This is a genomic window from Flavobacterium collinsii, from assembly GCF_946903285.1.
GTDB lineage: Bacteria > Bacteroidota > Bacteroidia > Flavobacteriales > Flavobacteriaceae > Flavobacterium > Flavobacterium collinsii.
The window spans coordinates 3,674,832-3,692,152 of the sequence record NZ_OX336425.1 but is presented as its reverse complement, the minus strand read 5'-3'; the positions used below and the strand labels follow the sequence as shown (position 1 = coordinate 3,692,152).

The window sequence follows — 17,321 nt, the reverse complement described above, 5'->3', positions numbered from 1 at the left end:
TAAATTTTGAAATTGATTTTTGACATTGAAAAAACAATATACTATGAAAATATCAGGGGCTGAAGCCGTTATAAGATGTTTGTTAGAAGAAGGTGTAGACTTGCTTTACGGTTATCCGGGAGGAGCAATTATGCCAGTTTACGATGAATTATATAAATTTCAGGATCAACTGCACCATGTTTTGGTACGCCACGAACAAGGTGCTACACATGCCGCTCAGGGATACGCCAGAGCGACGGGAAAAGTAGGGGTAGCTATTGCAACCTCAGGACCGGGAGCAACAAACCTGGTTACGGGAATTGCCGATGCTCAAATCGATTCGACACCAATGGTTTGTATTACAGGTCAGGTTGGAAAACACTTGTTGGGATCTGATGCTTTTCAGGAAACCGATATTATCGGGATTTCGACTCCGGTAACAAAATGGAACTATCAGGTTACCGAAGCTGCGGAGATACCTGAAATTATCGCAAAAGCATTCTACATCGCACGCTCCGGGCGTCCGGGACCTGTATTAATTGATATCACTAAAAACGCACAGTTTGACAAATTTGATTTTAGCTATGAAAAATGTACTGGAATCAGAAGTTATACACCCGTTCCAAAACTAAAATTAGACAAAGTCGCAGAGGCTGCTGCTTTAATCAATAGCGCTAAAAAACCTTTTATCGTGTTTGGTCAGGGAATAATTCTGGGTCAGGCTGAAGCCGAATTTAAAGCTTTAGTTGAAAAATCTGGAATTCCGGCTGCCTGGACTATTTTAGGTCTTTCGGCCCTTCCAACAGATCATCCTTTAAATGTGGGAATGTTAGGAATGCATGGAAACTACGGACCAAATTTACTAACAAACGAATGTGACGTTTTAATCGCTCTCGGAATGCGTTTTGACGACCGTGTTACCGGAAACCTAAATACTTACGCTAAACAGGCAAAAGTAGTTCACTTTGAAATTGACCCTGCCGAAATTGACAAAAACGTAAAAACAGAAGTAGCCGTTCTTGGAGATGTGAAAGAAGCGTTAGTTGCTTTATTGCCGTTAATAGAGTCAAAATCACACGATTTATGGCATAACGAATTTAAAGAACTACAGAAAATTGAATATGATTCTGTTATTAAAGAAGAATTAAATCCAACCAATAATAAAGGAATTTCAATGGGTGAAACTATTGAAATGATTAACAAACACTCGAAAGGGGATGCCATTATCGTTTCTGATGTTGGACAGCACCAAATGTTTGCCTGTCGTTATGCCAAATTTAATTCGACCAAAAGCAACATCACTTCGGGAGGATTAGGAACCATGGGATTTGCTTTGCCTGCAGCCATCGGCGCTAAAATGGGAAAACCAGATCGAGAGGTAGTGGCTATTATTGGTGATGGAGGTTTTCAAATGAACATTCAGGAACTGGGAACGATTTTTCAGACTAAGGTGCCCGTAAAAATTGTCATCTTAAACAATGAATTTTTAGGGATGGTACGTCAGTGGCAGGAATTGTTTTTTGACAACAGATACGCATCAACAAAAATGATCAATCCAAATTTTGTTGCTATTGCTGAAGGGTATTATATCAAATCTAAAAAAGTAACACAAAGAGAGGATTTAGATGCTGCCGTCGCAGAAATGCTGGCTTCAAAAGATTCTTATTTCTTAGAAGTTATGGTAGAAAAAGAAAACAACGTATTCCCAATGATTCCAACGGGAGCATGTGTTTCTGAAATTAGATTAAGCTAAAGAAAAAGTTTCAGGTTTCAAGTTTCAGGTTTCAGGTTCAACAAATTGAAACATGAAACTTAAAACAAAATAAACTAAAAAAACAAATGGAAAACAGAACATTTACCATATCGGTATACTCAGAAAATAATGTGGGGCTATTAAACAGGATATCCGGAATATTCTTAAAGCGTCACATCAACATATTAAGTCTAAACGTTTCTGAATCAGAAATTGACAGTGTTTCCAGATTCATTATTGTGGTGGAAACAACAGAAAAATGGGTCAAAAATATCGTAGGACAAATTGAAAAACAAATCGAAGTTATAAAGGCATTCTATCACACCGATGAAGAAACCATTTATTTAGAAAACGCTTTGTTTAAAATTGCTTCAAGTTTGTTATTTGATGAAAAGCAAATTCAAAACATTATCAAGGACAGTCAGTCTACAATTGTAACGGTATCTCGTGACTTCTTTGTGATTTCGAAATCCGGAAGACGTTCTGAAATTGAAGAATTATATTCAAAATTCAAACCTTACGGCATCATGCAGTTTGTACGTTCCGGCAGAATATCGGTATCAAAAGAAAAAATGGAAATTTCAACGCTGTTAGAAACATTCAAATAGTAGCATTCTATCTATTAACCAATTATTAAATTACAACATTCATTAAATATTATAAAAAAAAATGGCAAATTATTTCAACACATTACCACTTAGATTACAATTAGAGCAATTAGGAGTTTGCGAATTTATGGAGCAATCAGAATTTGCAGACGGAATTTCGGCACTAGCAGGAAAAAAAGTTGTCATTGTAGGCTGTGGAGCACAAGGTTTGAATCAGGGTTTAAACATGAGAGATTCCGGTTTAGACATTTCATACGCGTTACGTGCAGATGCAATTTCTGAAAAAAGAGCATCTTATAAAAATGCTACGGAAAACGGATTTAAAGTAGGTACTTATGAAGAATTAATTCCAACTGCTGATTTGGTTTGTAATTTAACACCGGACAAACAACACACCGCTGTAGTTACCGCCATTATGCCTTTAATGAAAAATGGATCAACTTTATCGTATTCTCACGGATTCAATATTGTTGAAGAAGGAATGCAAATTCGCAAAGACATCACTGTAATTATGTGTGCTCCAAAATGCCCGGGATCTGAGGTTCGTGAAGAATACAAAAGAGGATTTGGTGTACCAACACTTATTGCTGTTCACCCGGAGAATGATCCAAACGGTTTTGGTTTAGACCAGGCCAAAGCTTACGCTGTAGCCACCGGAGGTCATAAAGCCGGAGTTTTAAAATCGTCATTCGTTGCTGAAGTAAAATCAGATCTAATGGGCGAGCAAACCATCCTTTGCGGATTATTGCAAACCGGTTCTATTTTATGTTTTGATAAAATGGTGGAGAAAGGAATTGATAAAGCCTATGCTTCAAAATTAATTCAATACGGATGGGAAACCATCACAGAAGCTTTGAAACATGGTGGTATTACCAATATGATGGACCGTCTTTCGAATCCTGCAAAAATTGAAGCTTACGAAATTGCCGAAGAATTAAAAGACATCATGAGACCATTATTCCAAAAACATCAGGATGATATTATTTCAGGAGAATTCTCCAGAACCATGATGATTGACTGGGCTAATGATGATGTAAACTTATTGAAATGGAGAGCTGCGACAGGCGAAACAAACTTTGAAAAGACAGCTCCGCAAGAAGCTCCAATTTCAGAACAAGAATATTTTGATAATGGAGTCCTAATGATTGCCATGGTAAAAGCCGGTGTTGAACTAGCTTTCGAAACAATGACAGAAGCAGGAATTATCGAAGAGTCAGCTTATTACGAATCATTACACGAATTGCCTTTAATCGCAAACACTATTGCAAGAAAAAAATTATTCGAAATGAACCGTGTTATCTCAGACACAGCTGAATATGGTTGTTATTTATTTGACCATGCCTGCAAACCACTATTGACTGAGTTCATGAAAACTGTAGAAACAAACGTAATCGGAAAACCATTCTCTACCTCAAACGGAGTAGATAATGCTATATTAATTGCTGTAAACAAAGAAGTTCGTCAACATCCTATCGAAGAAGTAGGAGCATGGTTGAGAGAATCAATGACTGCAATGAAAAAAATTGGATAATAAATTGGGAATTACCACACATTCACTTGTGGAATCTGCACTGTATCTCTGTTCTATGTAATATTTTGAATTAGTAAGCACTTATTAAGAAAAATGGATATAGATGCAAATTGCGTTCACTTAACTTCTGTGAGTAAGCACATGTAAGTTAAGTGAAGCTAATCCCTAATGAAGGGGAGTATATTTGACACTAAATATACTTGTTGAAAGTTTCATTTTAATTAATAAAGCTGCTACTATTTTCAAAATATGACAGAACATTGTCACACCAGAAGTACAAAATTAATTGTTATTGAAATTGTTAAAATTGAAAAGGCATGGTATTCATTTATCGTGCCTTTTTCGCAAATATGCTTTTTTTCTTCAAAAAGCTATTTTTTAAATTATACCTATTAAAAAGCAATATTTTTTTTAATATGTGTTTTTTTTTACTATTATTTATGAATTAAATAATTTTAAGAATACACTGATATTTAATACATTTATAAAAAAATTCCAAAAACGTATGAGTTATTATAAAATTGAAAATTTAGAACAATATTTTAAACATTACAATAAGTCTATAAGGGAACCTAGGAAATTTTGGGGGAAAATAGCTGAGGAAAATTTTACCTGGTACCAACAATGGGAAAAAGTAGTTGACTTTAATATGGGGGATGCTGAAGTAAAATGGTTTACGGAAGCAAAAGTTAACATTACCAAAAATTGCATTGACAGGCATTTAAGCAAAAGAGGAGAAAAAACGGCTATCATTTTTGAACCGAACGATCCATCTGAAAACGCCTTACACATAACGTATAATGAATTATACGAAAGAGTTTCAAAAATGGCGAACGTTTTGCGTGAGCAGGGTGTTCGTAAAGGAGACAGAGTTTGTATTTACTTACCAATGATTCCTGAACTGGCTGTGGCAGTATTAGCCTGCGCCAGAATTGGAGCCATTCACTCTGTTGTTTTTGCAGGATTTTCAGCTTCAGCTGTATCTGCCAGAATAAATGATTGCGAATGTAAAATGGTTATTACATCTGATGGAGGATACAGAGGTAATAAAAACATTGACCTTAAAGGAATCGTTGACGAGGCATTAGAGACCTGTCCGTCAGTTACTAAAGTTTTGGTCGTAAAAAGAACCAATACTCAAATCAAAATGAAAGAAGGTCGTGACGAATGGTTACAGCCTTTATTAGATAGCGCTATGGACAATAGTGTAGCCGAAATAATGGACGCTGAGGATCCTTTATTTATTCTTTACACTTCAGGTTCGACAGGTAAACCAAAAGGAATGGTACATACCACAGCCGGATATATGGTTTACACCGCCTATACTTTTAAAAATGTTTTCAATCACGAAGAAAATGATATTTTCTGGTGTACTGCGGATATTGGATGGATTACTGGTCACTCTTATATTTTATACGGACCGTTATTAAACGGAGGAACCACTGTAATTTTTGAAGGAGTTCCATCTTATCCTGATTTCAGCCGTTTTTGGGACATTATCGAAAAACATAAAATCACACAATTCTATACAGCACCAACTGCAATTCGTTCGCTTGCAAAAGAAAGTTTAGATTATATCCAAAAATATCCTCTAAAATCACTTAAAGTAATCGGATCCGTTGGAGAACCAATCAACGAAGAAGCGTGGCACTGGTTCAATGATCACGTTGGGGACAAAAGATGTCCGGTGGTCGATACCTGGTGGCAAACGGAAACTGGTGGAATTATGATTTCGCCAATTGCATTTGTAACGCCAACAAAACCAACCTATGCAACTTTGCCATTACCTGGAATTCAGCCTGTATTGATGGACGAAAAACGCAATGAAATTGAAGGAAATCAGGTTGTTGGTAGTTTGTGTATTAAATTTCCATGGCCTGGAATCGCCAGAACCATTTGGGGAGATCACCAACGTTACAAAGACACTTATTTCTCTGCTTTCCCTGGAAAATATTTCACAGGAGACGGTGCTTTAAGAGACGAAGTAGGATACTACAGAATCACCGGTAGAGTAGATGATGTTGTGATTGTATCCGGTCATAATTTAGGAACAGCTCCTATCGAAGACGCGATCAACGAGCATCCTGCTGTAGCCGAATCTGCTATTGTTGGATTCCCGCACGATATCAAAGGAAATGCATTATATGGTTTTGTAATTCTGAAAGAGACAGGAGAAGTTAGAGACAGGTCGAATCTTAGTAAAGAGATCAATCAGTATATTTCTGATCACATCGGACCAATTGCAAAACTGGATAAAATTCAGTTTGTTTCTGGTTTACCAAAAACACGTTCCGGAAAAATTATGCGTAGAATTTTGCGTAAGATAGCCGAAGGCGATCTTTCAAATTTTGGAGATACGTCAACACTGCTAAACCCTGAAATTGTAGAAGAAATTACAAAAGGGAAGATCTAGTATCTTCACAAAATAAAAAAAGCTGTCCATTCGACAGCTTTTTTTATATCTATTATTTTTTTACTTCCTTAATCCTTTAAGAAGCGCATAAATTGCCATTGCGTGTCCGTGACCTAAATCAAAATCTGTTTTTAGCCAGCTCACAATTTCGGTTGCTTTTACTTCAGGTTTTAATTCTCCACTGACTGAAAATCCTTTTTCATCTGAAAGTTTTTTAAAATCATCAGGACCTTTCCCTGTCTTTGTTTTAATATTGGTTAAATAAGCTTGAAATGACATAATTTTGTAATTTTAAAGATTATCGTTTATTTTTCTACAATCGTTTTTATGTTCGTTAGGCTTTCTTCTACATCAGCTCCAATTATTTCATCCATATCAAAGAAAATAAGCATAAAATTCTTAGGCCAGTTCATTCCGCTATTATAAATCCAGATAAGCTTTGTTTGATTTCCGGCTAAACTTTTTGTTTCCATATGCCCATTTGCCGTAAATACATAAGGTGCTAGAAAACGAAGTTCAAAATCGATTCTGTCATTCTCTACTTTTTTTATTTCCCATTCTCCTTTACCAGTCTTATGGTGTTTGCTTTCAAAAGTCAGAACAGAACCCGCAGTTCCGTCAGTACCTGTTATCTCGATTTTTGTAGCAGGATCCAGCAATAGCCATTTACTGTACAATTTTTGATTTCGATTCAATTTTATAAAATCAAAAACTTCCGCTTTGGGTTTATCGATGATTATTTCTCTTCTTATAGTATATTTATTTTTAGTAAACATCGCTACTACCAGAGCTATTGAAACTATAGCTACCAATACCGTTATTATTTTTACGAATATCATTTTCATTTTTGTTAAATTGGTTAATTAAAAAGGTCTTTGTATTTATTGCTAATTTTGATTTGCCGCGAAGTAAACATCCCGGGGATTCACCAATCACTTGAAATATAATCTGACTGTTCAGGCATTTTCTACAGAACGTCTTTACTTTAAGACAATTACCGTTGAAAGCCAGATAAGAATTTACAGTGGTCATTTTGTTCTACTTTTTCTGTTAATTTTTAATTAAACTAACAAGACAAAGATGCGATTACTTACAAAAGACAATACTGTACGTAAATGACAACAATAGGGGCATTTACGTCATTTCTTCTTGCCGCCACAAAAAACAAGCAAAATCAAAGGCTTACAAAAATAAAAAACTTTGATTACGCTCTATGCACCTAACAAAAAATCTTTAAAATAACAAATCCGACAATCCCAAAGCCTCGGGATTGTCGGATTTACAATACTTATTAATTATCCTTTATTTCTGATACACCAAATATGTTTAGCAAAAAAAAAAAGGAAATACTTTTCAGTGATTTCCTTATTCAAACTTCCTATTTAATTCCCAATCTGGATTTTAATTTCAAAAACAACAGGGCAATTTTATACGCATCTTCTGCAGAAGAATTTCTGTCGCTTTTTGGAATTTTATAAATCTCACTTAAATCATCCAGAGAAAATTGCTTGTCGTTAATATCCATTAATTTTCGGTACATCATATCAACATCCAAAGCTTCGTTTTTTAATCTTCCACAATCCAGACGTTCTAATGCTGCATTTAGCATTTCAATATCAAAATTAATATGATGCCCAACCAGAATCGAATTTCCTATAAAATCAATCAAAGCCTCCATCGCATCAGGTTCCGGCATCTTCATCATTTTGCTCTCAATGATAAATTCATTCGAGAGTCCGTTATCCTGCAAAAATTTATATTGCAGTAAAACAGCTTCAAAATTGTCTTTGATCACAATGCTGTCATCGATAACCGAAAAGGCCCCCAAAGATAAAATAACATCTTTATTGGGATTTAATCCGGAAGTCTCTGTAGACAACACTACAAACCTATTGGGTTTAACTTCAAATTTCGTCAAGTACTCCTTCCAAAAGTCCGGATACTCTTTGTTGATATTTTTAATCCAGTCTAGCATACTTTATGAGAATTGTGTAAGTTGAAATTTACTCTTAATTAATTCCTCAAGGTCTTTCATTGGGGTTAAGGCATTTTTTAACTTTTCTTTGTCTGTTTTAGATAATTCTCTTAAGTTAATATATTGTCCGGAATCATCGTTCTTCAAACCTTCAACAGTTCTAAATTTTGACAAGGTCAGAAAGGCCTCTGCACAGCTTAAATAAATTTCGGCATTTTTAGAATCTGTAATCGCCAATTGTTTGAATCTCAAATAAGTATTTTTAATCCCTTTTATATTAGCATTCAAAATCAGCAAACGAGCTGAATCAATCAAAGGCATTAATGCACGGGTTTTAATATCAAATTTTGTTTTATGTGGTCCTTCTTCTTCAACAATAAACTTTTTGAAAAAACTTAAAGGAGAATTGCGTTTTAAAGCGTCATTCCCTAAAAAGTCAAAAAACAAAGTATTGTTTACCGCATTTTTAAATATCACATTTTCGATTACTTCCTCAATTTTTGGTTCCCCAAAAACAATCTCATAATCAAAGAAAATACTGCTTAGATCGTTACTATTTTCACCTGGAGTATTCATCCAGCTGTTGTACTGTTTTGTCCAGTCAGTCAACGACTTACACCAAAGCATATTACTCCCCATATGTCCGTTTGGACAAAGTTCGTAACCTACTTTTTCAAGGATCGAAGTCGTTCTTTTAGCCAGCCTTAAAAAGTAATCTTTAACCTCTCTGTATTTATCAGGAGCTACATCCTCAAAAATCAGAATACTGTCCTGATCGGTAAGCAAAAGCTGTTCTTTTCGCCCCTGACTACCAATACTTAACCATGCAAAACGAGCGGGAGGGGAGCCCAAATCTAAAATAGAAAGCTCTACCGCACGCTTAATAATGGCCAGATTAATTTCACTGGCAATATTACTGATATGTGAAATTGGAATATTCTTCTGAATCGAATTCTGAATCAAATCTGACAAACGATCTCGTATTTGTTTTAGATCTTTTGGTAACTGCGAACGTTTCACTTCTTTAATTAAAACACCAGGGTTACTGGCTTGTGCTACAATTAAATCATGTTCAGAAATAATTCCTTTTACCGCAGATTTACTAGTACCATCTTTGGTAACACATAAATGAGTAACATTATGTTTTAACATCAACAATTGTGCTTCAGCCAACGATACATTTTCAATAACGGTAACTACCGGCGAAGACATAATCTTGTCAATCGTTTCCGTAATAGGATAGCGGCCTGTAGCAATTTTTGAAGATAAATCGGCATTGGTTACAATACCAATCGGATTATTCTTTTCACAAATCACAATATTGTCCACCATTGATTCGGTCATCAAAATGGCAACATCTTTTATAATATGATTAGATTCTGTTGTTAAAGGCGAATTGTTATAAGCTAAGGATTGAATATACTGCATTTCTGATTGCTGATCTACATAAAAAGCAGTATCAGAAATCAATTTTCCATTAGAATGCACATTATCCTTTGCATGTCTTGAATTTATAGCAAAATTCTCGAGTAAAAAATTCAAAACATCAGAATTATTCGCAACAAATGGTCTAAAAACAGCAATTGGAATAGCATAAATAATGCTTTCCTCACGTGCTTTAGCTGTCATCATATAATTATTCTTGGCAAAAAACGGGCGTAAACCAAAAATATCACCTTCATGACATTTGTTTATAATAGTTTCCTCAGCATCAGCAATTGTAGTCAGATTTACAATACCTGAAGCCACAACATAAAAGCTATCGTGAAGCAGGTCATTGTTTTGAAACAATACTGCATGTTTTTCTAAATTGATAACACGAATGTTCGTTGCAATATCAGATAATTCCTGAAAAGTTAAATTATCAAATGGCGGGTATTCTTTTAAAAAATCTGCAATATGCTCAGCAATTGTATTCATATGTTTGATAATTTTTTTAAAGTATCGAATGTAAAAATAATAAAATAATATGGTACAATGAAAGCATCTTAGTCAGAATATAATTATTTTAAAGAAATGTTAAATATTGTCGTTTTAAAGGCTTTAAAATGATTTATTACGATTCAAAAACACAATTTTGATTTGTTTTTGATAGTTGATTTAGAATGCAAAGAGCACATAACATTACAAACAACTCATTTTTAAGCGTTTCATGGAATTGTTCAGAAAATCTTTAACTGAGAATCTATCAGTTCAGAGGAGTTATCTGAATTTTCTATTTTACATAATATAAATTATAGGTCAAAATAAAACTAGTTCTTTAATGGTGATAAAAAGTCCACTTCTAATAAATAAACAATAGAATGACTAAAAGAAAAAGAGTATCGAAATTATTTTTCTAACTCGTGCAACCTTTTTCTAATATCTCTAATAGTTATTATTTGAAAGTTTTCTTCCTTTTTTTCTTCAACTTCTTTTAAAACATCATTTATATCGACTTGATTAATATTTTTTGCTTCAAAAAGTTGTTCTTTTGTTATATATGCAAGAGATTTTTTAATTGAATCTAGAACAACTCCTAAATTAGCATTATCATCTCCATTGGCATATTGTTTTGCCGAATAACAATAATCTTGGAATGCTAAAAAATAATCAGCTTTATTAAATAAATTATTTGCTTGCAAGTGCATTATTTTACCTTTTAGTTCGAACAAAGTCTTTTTTAAATTCTTCTCATTTTCAGTAAATTTTGCTTCAATTTCAGAAAGAATTTTTTGTTCTATAGTTGTTTTAGCTTTTTCAATCCCATCAATTATTTTATTTTCAAGTTCTTTTTCATTTGCCTTTAAAATCTTGCTTTGAAAGTATTGAACTGCATACGGAAGAAAAACTCCAAGTATTGCTACTAAAGTTGTTAATAGAAAAATAAGTTTACTCCATGCAGAATCGTAAAAATCATTTACCTTACTTAAAATTTCTAAAGTATCTTTTGAATTATTTACTGCTGTTTCAGTAATTGGTTTTGCAATTTCTAAAAATAATCGGATCATAGCTTAATTTCTTTTTGGTTGTGCGCTAATATAATTTATTCAAATAGCAAATCATTACGGAAAACCGTAAACAAGTTGATTTAAAAAAGAAAACTTTTTATAGCAAGTTTATCTCGTGCTTAATCAATTCTGTATTTACGTGCTTTATTCTTCAATTTAGAATAATTTTAAAATAACATTTGCTACTACCCTATAAATATTTTAAGTAAAAATCCTATATTTGACATTTATGACAGAAGCCATATGATAGACAAGAAAATACACCAAGGAAGAAATATTAAGCGTTTTCGTGAAATGCTTGGAATAAAGCAAGAAATACTTGCCTATGAACTGGGCGAAGACTGGAACCAAAAGAAAATCTCTCTTTTGGAACAAAAAGAGTCTATAGAAAAGAATATCTTAGAACAAGTATCCAAAATCCTGAAAGTACCTACTGAAGCTATTGAAAATTTTGACGAAGATATGGCAATTAACATTATTTCGAATACTTTTCATGAAGGATCAATTGCTAATGCAACTGCTGAAAATATACAGTGTACATTTAATCCCTTAGATAAAATGGTAGAGCTTTACGAGCGTATGCTTGAACAGCAAAAAGAAATGATTGACAAATTGGAGAAATTGATTAGAGAGAAATAATACTAGATATTCCTGTTGCGCGTAATTATTTTTAAACACATAGAAACATAGATTCGATGTCTATAAAAGAGTATTACAAGAAACATGTTTCTTACACATAGTAGTCTCTGTGTGTTTTAAATAAGTGAAACGCCTTTTTTGAGACATAAAATCTATGTTTCTATGTGGTAAATGCGTTAAGTATTATCTTTTTCTACTCATACAATTTCGTTAGAACTGTTTCTTTAGGAACTAAATCATCACCACCTCTTTTGGCAAATTGTAAAAGATCTTCCTTTACAAATAAAACCGCACTTGCCGAACCGTCTTTGCCTTTGATGCTAATTTGAGCTTTCTCACCAAGTGCATATACACTACCATCAACCTCCATGACACCGCTAACAAATTTTTCGTTACTGCTTGTAATTTCAGCCGTTCCGAATATTTTGTTATTGGATTGCGCCAGGTTTAATTTCAGTACATATTCCTTGCTGCAAGTTTTACAATTTTCAGTGCTCCAGGTTCCGGTAAATTTATTGGCCTGCGCATACGATTGAAAGCTTACGAGAATCAATAATAGAAGAATTTTTTTCATGCGTTTTAAAATAGGTAAAATTTATCAATCAAATATAAACGAAAAAAAGCACCACAAAATATGTGGTGCTCCATATTTCCCGTATTTGAAAAATTATTTTAATTTTTTCAAATAAACCGATTTTCCGTTTAGAGCAACATTTATTTCATTGTTCTTTTCTGAAAAAGTTGTTCTCAGTGCATTTCCTTTAAAAATGGTAACGTCACCATAAACTTTTCCGGTTGCGTCAGAAACATACTCAAACAATAATTTTTTATTGTCTGGTTCAAGTCCAATTTTATAACTTGAAAATTTAGAAGTTGTCAAATCAAATTCCTGATGCGTGTCAATGATATTACCGTCGGCGTAAAAATTAGTAACCGTTTTACTTAACGTAATATCCGGATAATACTGATTGACCTTTTGCAGCAGAGCATATTGCTCCGGAGATGCGTCTTCTTTTTTAGAAGTAATTGTTTGTGCAAATGAAATTGTGGTAAAGATAAGTGTAAATAATAAAATGTAATTTCTCATAATTTAAAATTTTAAAGATTAGTATTAAAATGATTTTTGGCAATCTATTTATGCGTAATACACCCAAACTTTTATTAAAAAAGGTTTAAATCACACTACAAGATATGAAATCTTTACCTTTGCAAAAAATGAAAAGCAATTTTTTAAGAAAATGACAACAAAAAAATACATTAAGCTCATCCTTATCTTAGGTTCTTTAACAGCACTTGGCCCTTTTTCAATTGATATGTATCTGCCTGGTTTCTCAGGTATAGCAAAGGATTTACATACTTCAGTCGCCAAAGTTTCGATGAGTTTATCGAGTTATTTTATTGGAATTTCGGCTGGACAATTACTTTACGGACCATTATTAGATCGTTTTGGAAGAAAAAAGCCTTTATTTATAGGTTTGATGATCTATATTTTGGCTTCTTTAGGCTGTATTTATGTAACTGACATTGACTCCTTTATTCTTTTGCGATTTGTTCAGGCTATCGGAAGTTGTGCAGCAACAGTAGCTTCTGTAGCCATGGTTCGGGATTTGTTTCCTGTAAAAGATATTCCGAAAGTATTCTCTTTATTAATGCTTGTCGTTGGGCTTTCTCCTATGCTGGCGCCAACAATTGGTGGTTATGTTACAGAAGATTACGGCTGGCATACTGTGTTTTTTATTTTGATGTGCATGGGAATTGCAATTCTTATAGCGTCTCAAATTGGTTTACCTGACACCTACAAACCGGATACGTCAATATCGTTAAAACCAAAGCCGATTATTACCAACTTTTTAAAAGTGCTTAAAGAACCTCAGTTCTACACTTACGCCTTTACAGGGGCTATCGCTTTTTCGGGTTTATTTTCATACGTTGCGGCCTCACCTATAGTTTTTATGGATATTTATAACGTTGATGCTAAAACTTACGGCTGGATTTTTGCTTTTATGTCGGTTAGTTTTATTGGTTCAAGTCAGTTAAATTCGGCCTTACTGAAGAAATATTCCAGCGAACAAATGATTTTTGGTGCGTTGATTTCACAGTCTGTCATTAGTATTATTTTCCTTATTTTGGCTTTAAATGACCTTTTAGGATTGTATGAAACTATTGGAATGTTATTTTTATTCCTGGCTTGTCTGGGAATTTCAAACCCAAACACTGCAGGTCTTACTTTGGCTCCTTTTGCTAAAAATACGGGAAGTGCCTCGGCTCTAATGGGTGCTATTCAGCTTGGTTTAGGAGCTTTGGCTTCATTTGCTGTTGGAATTTTTGTAAAGAATTCTGTTGCGCCAATGGTGGCCATTATGACAACAACTACCATTACAGCTTTTATTGTTTTAAATATTGGTAAGCGTTTTATAAAACAAAAAGTAAAAGTTTCTAAGGATGATGATGTTGTGATTGGTCACTAAAGATTATTAAACTCCAATCTTTTAAATTTCAAATTCCAATGAATTGTGAGTATTTCATTGAGCATAAAAAAGCCAGATTCTATTACGATTCTGGCTTCTTAATTATAATATAGTTTGTATCTTTTTTCTTTTTGGAATTTGAAATTTAAATGATTGGGATTTATTTTCTAAGATCTTTTATCAGGTCTGATAATCATTCTCAAAGACTGATCTCTTGCAAAATACGCGACCATCCAGTTCCAGAATGTATTTAATCTGTTTCTATAAGTAATTAAAGATATTAAATGGATAAACAGCCAGATAACCCAGGCAAAAAAACCTTTAAAATGCCATTTTGGACTTGGTAAATCAACTACGGCTTTGTTTTTTCCTATAATTGCCATGGAACCTTTGTCATTGTAAGCAAAAGGTTTCAAAGGTTTGTTTTGAACTAATGCTTTAAAGTTTTTAGCCAGATTTAAACCTTGCTGAATGGCAACCTGAGCAACTTGCGGATGTCCGTCAGGGAAATTTTTATCACCGGCTGTGATGGCTGTGTCACCAATAGCATAAATATTTACGAGTCCATTGACTTTATTGTATTCATCTGTCGCCATTCGTTTTCCACGGCCATAGCTTTCTGCTGGGATTCCTTCAAAAATTTTAGCAGAAACTCCGGCAGCCCAGATCAGATTTTTTGTTTTAATGGTCTCGCCGTTAGCGAAATGAACGGTATCATCAATATAGTCTGTAACACGAGTATGAAGTTTAACTACAACTCCTAATTTAGTAAGTGCATCCAGAGTGTCTTCCTGAGAAGCTTTACTCATAGGCGAGAGGAGTGCGTCTCCCCCATCGACTAAATAAACATTACTCGCAGATGTTTCCAATTCCGGATATTCTTTTAGCAAAATACTCTTTCGCATTTCGGCAAACATTCCAGATACCTCCACTCCTGTTGGTCCGCCTCCTGCTACCACAATGGTTAACAATTTGCGTCGTTTGCGAATATCTTTGGTAATTGCTGCTTTTTCAAGGTTTTTTAGCAGTGCGTTACGCATTTCGATGGCATCGTTTAAAGTTTTCATCGGAATAGCGTTTTTCATAACGTTTTCCATTCCAAAATAACTCGTTTCTGCACCGGTTGCAAAAACCAAATGATCGTATGTTAATTCTCCATTATTTAAGATAATTTTATTCTCAGCCGGAACAACAGAAAGCAATTCGCCTAAACGAAATTGCAGATTTTTTTTTCCGGCAAAGAATTTTCTAAAAGGATAACTGATGCTTGAGGGTTCTAAAAATGCAGTTGCAACCTGATATATAAGTGGTGGGAAAAAGTTATAATTATTCTTATCTACAAGTGTTACATGTATTTGAGGATGGTTAACCAATTCTTTTGCAAGATTGATTCCTGCAAAACCACCTCCTATAATTACTATCTTCATATACGCTGTTTATTAAGTAAGATTATACTAAAATTACCTTATAAATATACAACATAAATTAGCAAAGTAAATTGCCCAGAATACTACTTTTTGAATTTTTTAACAGGTTTTTCAGCCACTTCAACTTTGTTCTGCAGAACATAATTTGCTAACAATTTTTCAATCAATTCATCCTTAGTTAAATGATGAAAAACAGTTTTTACTTTAGTTTTCAAATCTGTTGAAATATCATGATTCGGTTTTGTTTTAAAGATTTGTTTCGCCCATAAAAGAGTATTGTTCTCTTCAAGACTTGCTACCGAAGGCTTTTGAAATTTAGTGAATTTAATTCCCAGTTCATTTTCAAATTCAGGAATTTCGACTACTTCTTCCTCTTGTAAAACAGTTAATGAAAGTCCTTTTGCCCCTGCTCTTGCTGTTCTTCCGCTACGGTGAACATAATTTTCATAAGTATCAGGTAAATGATAGTTTACCACATAAGAGATTTCTTTTACATCAATTCCTCTTGCGGCCAAGTCGGTAGCGACTAATATGTTGATATGTCCTTCACGAAACTGCTCCATAATTCTGTCTCGAATTCCCTGTGATAGACTACCATGAAGCGCTCCTGAAGAAAAACGATTGATTGCTAAATTCTTCGCCAATTTATTGACTGCAGCTTTGGTTTTACAAAAAATAATACCGCGTTCACCTTCTCGTGAATTTAAAAAATGCATTAAAACATCCAGTTTTTCAATTGGATCTACTACAATATATTCATGATCAATTCCTTGATTACCTGCAGTTTCCATATTTGCGCTAACCTGAACTACATTTTTATTTAAATAGTTCTGAATCAACTGCTTGATTGTTCCAGGCAAAGTAGCTGAGAACAATAAAGTACGGTGCTTTTTAGGAAGTTCGGCAACAATTTCGTCTAAACTTTCTTTAAGAATGGAAACCATTTCATCAGCTTCATCTAATACTAAATAGTCGGTTTGTTTTAGATCAATAGCTTTGCGCTGAATTAAATCGATCAAACGTCCCGGTGTTGCTACTACAATATGGGTTGGCTGAGTCAACCGCTCGATTTGTGGTTTTATTGGAATTCCGCCACAAGTTGAAGCGATAGATATGTTTGGAATGTGTTTTCCAAAATCCTCTAAATTTCTAAATATTTGTTGTCCAAGTTCTCTTGTTGGAACCAAAATGACAGCCTGAACTATAGGAGACTCTGTATTAATCAATTGTAACAAAGGCAATCCAAAAGCTGCTGTTTTACCGGTTCCGGTTTTGGCTAAACCAACCACATCGTGAGCTTCTGCTAAAAGTAACGGAATTGTTTTTTGCTGGATTTCTGTTGGTTCAACAATGTTCAATTCGCTTAATGCTTTTAAAATTGGTGCTGAAATTCCTAATGATGAGAATTGTTTAGACATCTTTTATTTTTGTTTATTTTGTTTTTATTTGTTTCAAGTTTCAGGTACTTTGAGAACTTAAAAATGAATTTCTAGTAATTTGCAAAGGAGAAATTGCAATAGAATTAATTACTCTAAAAT

The 17,321-nt window shown here is 33.9% G+C and carries 15 protein-coding genes; 6 read left to right on the top strand and 9 right to left on the bottom strand.

Annotated elements, in window-relative coordinates:
• Positions 1 to 43: 43 nt before the first annotated feature.
• The 4 genes from ilvB to acs all read left to right on the top strand — a co-directional run bounded on the left by ilvB (position 44) and on the right by acs (position 6,284).
• The gene (ilvB, locus tag OGZ34_RS15305; RefSeq protein ID WP_173967726.1) at positions 44 to 1,732 is read left to right on the top strand and encodes a biosynthetic-type acetolactate synthase large subunit; all 1,689 of its coding nucleotides are present in this window, start codon (positions 44 to 46) and stop codon (positions 1,730 to 1,732) included.
• 86 nt (positions 1,733 to 1,818) lie between these two features.
• A complete protein-coding gene (ilvN, locus tag OGZ34_RS15300; RefSeq protein WP_173967725.1) occupies positions 1,819 to 2,340 on the top strand; it encodes an acetolactate synthase small subunit in 522 nt (173 codons plus the stop codon).
• Between the two features lie 61 nt (positions 2,341 to 2,401).
• Positions 2,402 to 3,871 (top strand): ketol-acid reductoisomerase, encoded by a 1,470-nt coding sequence (gene ilvC / locus OGZ34_RS15295; RefSeq protein ID WP_173967724.1) that lies wholly within the window; start codon positions 2,402 to 2,404, stop codon positions 3,869 to 3,871.
• A 505-nt stretch (positions 3,872 to 4,376) separates the two neighbouring features.
• Positions 4,377 to 6,284 carry an acetate--CoA ligase gene (acs, locus tag OGZ34_RS15290; protein WP_173967723.1) on the top strand — a complete coding sequence of 636 codons (1,908 nt, stop codon included), beginning with the start codon at positions 4,377 to 4,379 and terminating at the stop codon, positions 6,282 to 6,284.
• A gap of 60 nt (positions 6,285 to 6,344) precedes the next feature.
• Here the strand turns inward: acs and OGZ34_RS15285 are convergent, their stop codons facing one another.
• The 5 genes from OGZ34_RS15285 to OGZ34_RS15265 form a co-directional block, all read right to left on the bottom strand.
• Positions 6,345 to 6,563: a DUF4287 domain-containing protein gene (locus OGZ34_RS15285; protein WP_070908068.1), complete on the bottom strand. Its 219-nt coding sequence runs from the start codon at positions 6,561 to 6,563 to the stop codon at positions 6,345 to 6,347.
• Between the two features lie 26 nt (positions 6,564 to 6,589).
• Entirely contained in the window at positions 6,590 to 7,129 is a 540-nt protein-coding gene (locus OGZ34_RS15280; RefSeq protein WP_263360769.1) for an SRPBCC family protein, read from the bottom strand.
• 533 nt (positions 7,130 to 7,662) lie between these two features.
• On the bottom strand, positions 7,663 to 8,259 hold the full coding sequence (locus OGZ34_RS15275; protein WP_263360768.1) for a 3'-5' exonuclease: 597 nt from the start codon (positions 8,257 to 8,259) through the stop codon (positions 7,663 to 7,665).
• A gap of 3 nt (positions 8,260 to 8,262) precedes the next feature.
• Positions 8,263 to 10,179: a DUF294 nucleotidyltransferase-like domain-containing protein gene (locus OGZ34_RS15270; RefSeq protein WP_263360767.1), complete on the bottom strand. Its 1,917-nt coding sequence runs from the start codon at positions 10,177 to 10,179 to the stop codon at positions 8,263 to 8,265.
• A gap of 410 nt (positions 10,180 to 10,589) precedes the next feature.
• Positions 10,590 to 11,249, bottom strand: coding sequence for a hypothetical protein (locus OGZ34_RS15265; RefSeq protein ID WP_263360766.1), 660 nt, complete (start codon positions 11,247 to 11,249; stop codon positions 10,590 to 10,592).
• A gap of 243 nt (positions 11,250 to 11,492) precedes the next feature.
• Between OGZ34_RS15265 and OGZ34_RS15260 the strand changes: the two genes are divergently transcribed.
• Positions 11,493 to 11,888: a helix-turn-helix domain-containing protein gene (locus tag OGZ34_RS15260; protein ID WP_173967881.1), complete on the top strand. Its 396-nt coding sequence runs from the start codon at positions 11,493 to 11,495 to the stop codon at positions 11,886 to 11,888.
• 193 nt (positions 11,889 to 12,081) lie between these two features.
• On the opposite strand, the gene OGZ34_RS15255 is transcribed toward OGZ34_RS15260, so the two are convergent.
• Both OGZ34_RS15255 and OGZ34_RS15250 read right to left on the bottom strand, forming a co-directional pair.
• Positions 12,082 to 12,462 carry a hypothetical protein gene (locus tag OGZ34_RS15255; protein ID WP_173967880.1) on the bottom strand — a complete coding sequence of 127 codons (381 nt, stop codon included), beginning with the start codon at positions 12,460 to 12,462 and terminating at the stop codon, positions 12,082 to 12,084.
• A 93-nt stretch (positions 12,463 to 12,555) separates the two neighbouring features.
• The gene (locus OGZ34_RS15250; RefSeq protein WP_173967879.1) at positions 12,556 to 12,975 is read right to left on the bottom strand and encodes a hypothetical protein; all 420 of its coding nucleotides are present in this window, start codon (positions 12,973 to 12,975) and stop codon (positions 12,556 to 12,558) included.
• Between the two features lie 151 nt (positions 12,976 to 13,126).
• Here OGZ34_RS15250 and OGZ34_RS15245 point away from each other — a divergent pair, with 151 nt between their 5' ends.
• The gene (locus tag OGZ34_RS15245) at positions 13,127 to 14,356 is read left to right on the top strand and encodes a multidrug effflux MFS transporter (protein WP_173967878.1); all 1,230 of its coding nucleotides are present in this window, start codon (positions 13,127 to 13,129) and stop codon (positions 14,354 to 14,356) included.
• 167 nt (positions 14,357 to 14,523) lie between these two features.
• Here the strand turns inward: OGZ34_RS15245 and OGZ34_RS15240 are convergent, their stop codons facing one another.
• Entirely contained in the window at positions 14,524 to 15,783 is a 1,260-nt protein-coding gene (locus tag OGZ34_RS15240) for an NAD(P)/FAD-dependent oxidoreductase (protein WP_173967877.1), read from the bottom strand.
• An 83-nt stretch (positions 15,784 to 15,866) separates the two neighbouring features.
• Entirely contained in the window at positions 15,867 to 17,201 is a 1,335-nt protein-coding gene (locus OGZ34_RS15235; protein WP_173967876.1) for a DEAD/DEAH box helicase, read from the bottom strand.
• Between the last annotated feature and the right edge of the window lie 120 nt (positions 17,202 to 17,321).

Excerpts from the sequence above, each read along its gene's own strand:
- ilvB (WP_173967726.1), top strand. The coding sequence starts at position 44 with ATGAAAATATCAGGGGCTGAAGCCGTTATAAGATGTTTGTTAGAAGAA.
- ilvN (WP_173967725.1), top strand. The coding sequence starts at position 1,819 with ATGGAAAACAGAACATTTACCATATCGGTATACTCAGAAAATAATGTG.
- ilvC (WP_173967724.1), top strand. The coding sequence starts at position 2,402 with ATGGCAAATTATTTCAACACATTACCACTTAGATTACAATTAGAGCAA.
- acs (WP_173967723.1), top strand. The coding sequence starts at position 4,377 with ATGAGTTATTATAAAATTGAAAATTTAGAACAATATTTTAAACATTAC.
- OGZ34_RS15285 (WP_070908068.1), bottom strand. The coding sequence starts at position 6,563 with ATGTCATTTCAAGCTTATTTAACCAATATTAAAACAAAGACAGGGAAA.
- OGZ34_RS15280 (WP_263360769.1), bottom strand. The coding sequence starts at position 7,129 with ATGAAAATGATATTCGTAAAAATAATAACGGTATTGGTAGCTATAGTT.
- OGZ34_RS15275 (WP_263360768.1), bottom strand. The coding sequence starts at position 8,259 with ATGCTAGACTGGATTAAAAATATCAACAAAGAGTATCCGGACTTTTGG.
- OGZ34_RS15270 (WP_263360767.1), bottom strand. The coding sequence starts at position 10,179 with ATGAATACAATTGCTGAGCATATTGCAGATTTTTTAAAAGAATACCCG.
- OGZ34_RS15265 (WP_263360766.1), bottom strand. The coding sequence starts at position 11,249 with ATGATCCGATTATTTTTAGAAATTGCAAAACCAATTACTGAAACAGCA.
- OGZ34_RS15260 (WP_173967881.1), top strand. The coding sequence starts at position 11,493 with ATGATAGACAAGAAAATACACCAAGGAAGAAATATTAAGCGTTTTCGT.
- OGZ34_RS15255 (WP_173967880.1), bottom strand. The coding sequence starts at position 12,462 with ATGAAAAAAATTCTTCTATTATTGATTCTCGTAAGCTTTCAATCGTAT.
- OGZ34_RS15250 (WP_173967879.1), bottom strand. The coding sequence starts at position 12,975 with ATGAGAAATTACATTTTATTATTTACACTTATCTTTACCACAATTTCA.
- OGZ34_RS15245 (WP_173967878.1), top strand. The coding sequence starts at position 13,127 with ATGACAACAAAAAAATACATTAAGCTCATCCTTATCTTAGGTTCTTTA.
- OGZ34_RS15240 (WP_173967877.1), bottom strand. The coding sequence starts at position 15,783 with ATGAAGATAGTAATTATAGGAGGTGGTTTTGCAGGAATCAATCTTGCA.
- OGZ34_RS15235 (WP_173967876.1), bottom strand. The coding sequence starts at position 17,201 with ATGTCTAAACAATTCTCATCATTAGGAATTTCAGCACCAATTTTAAAA.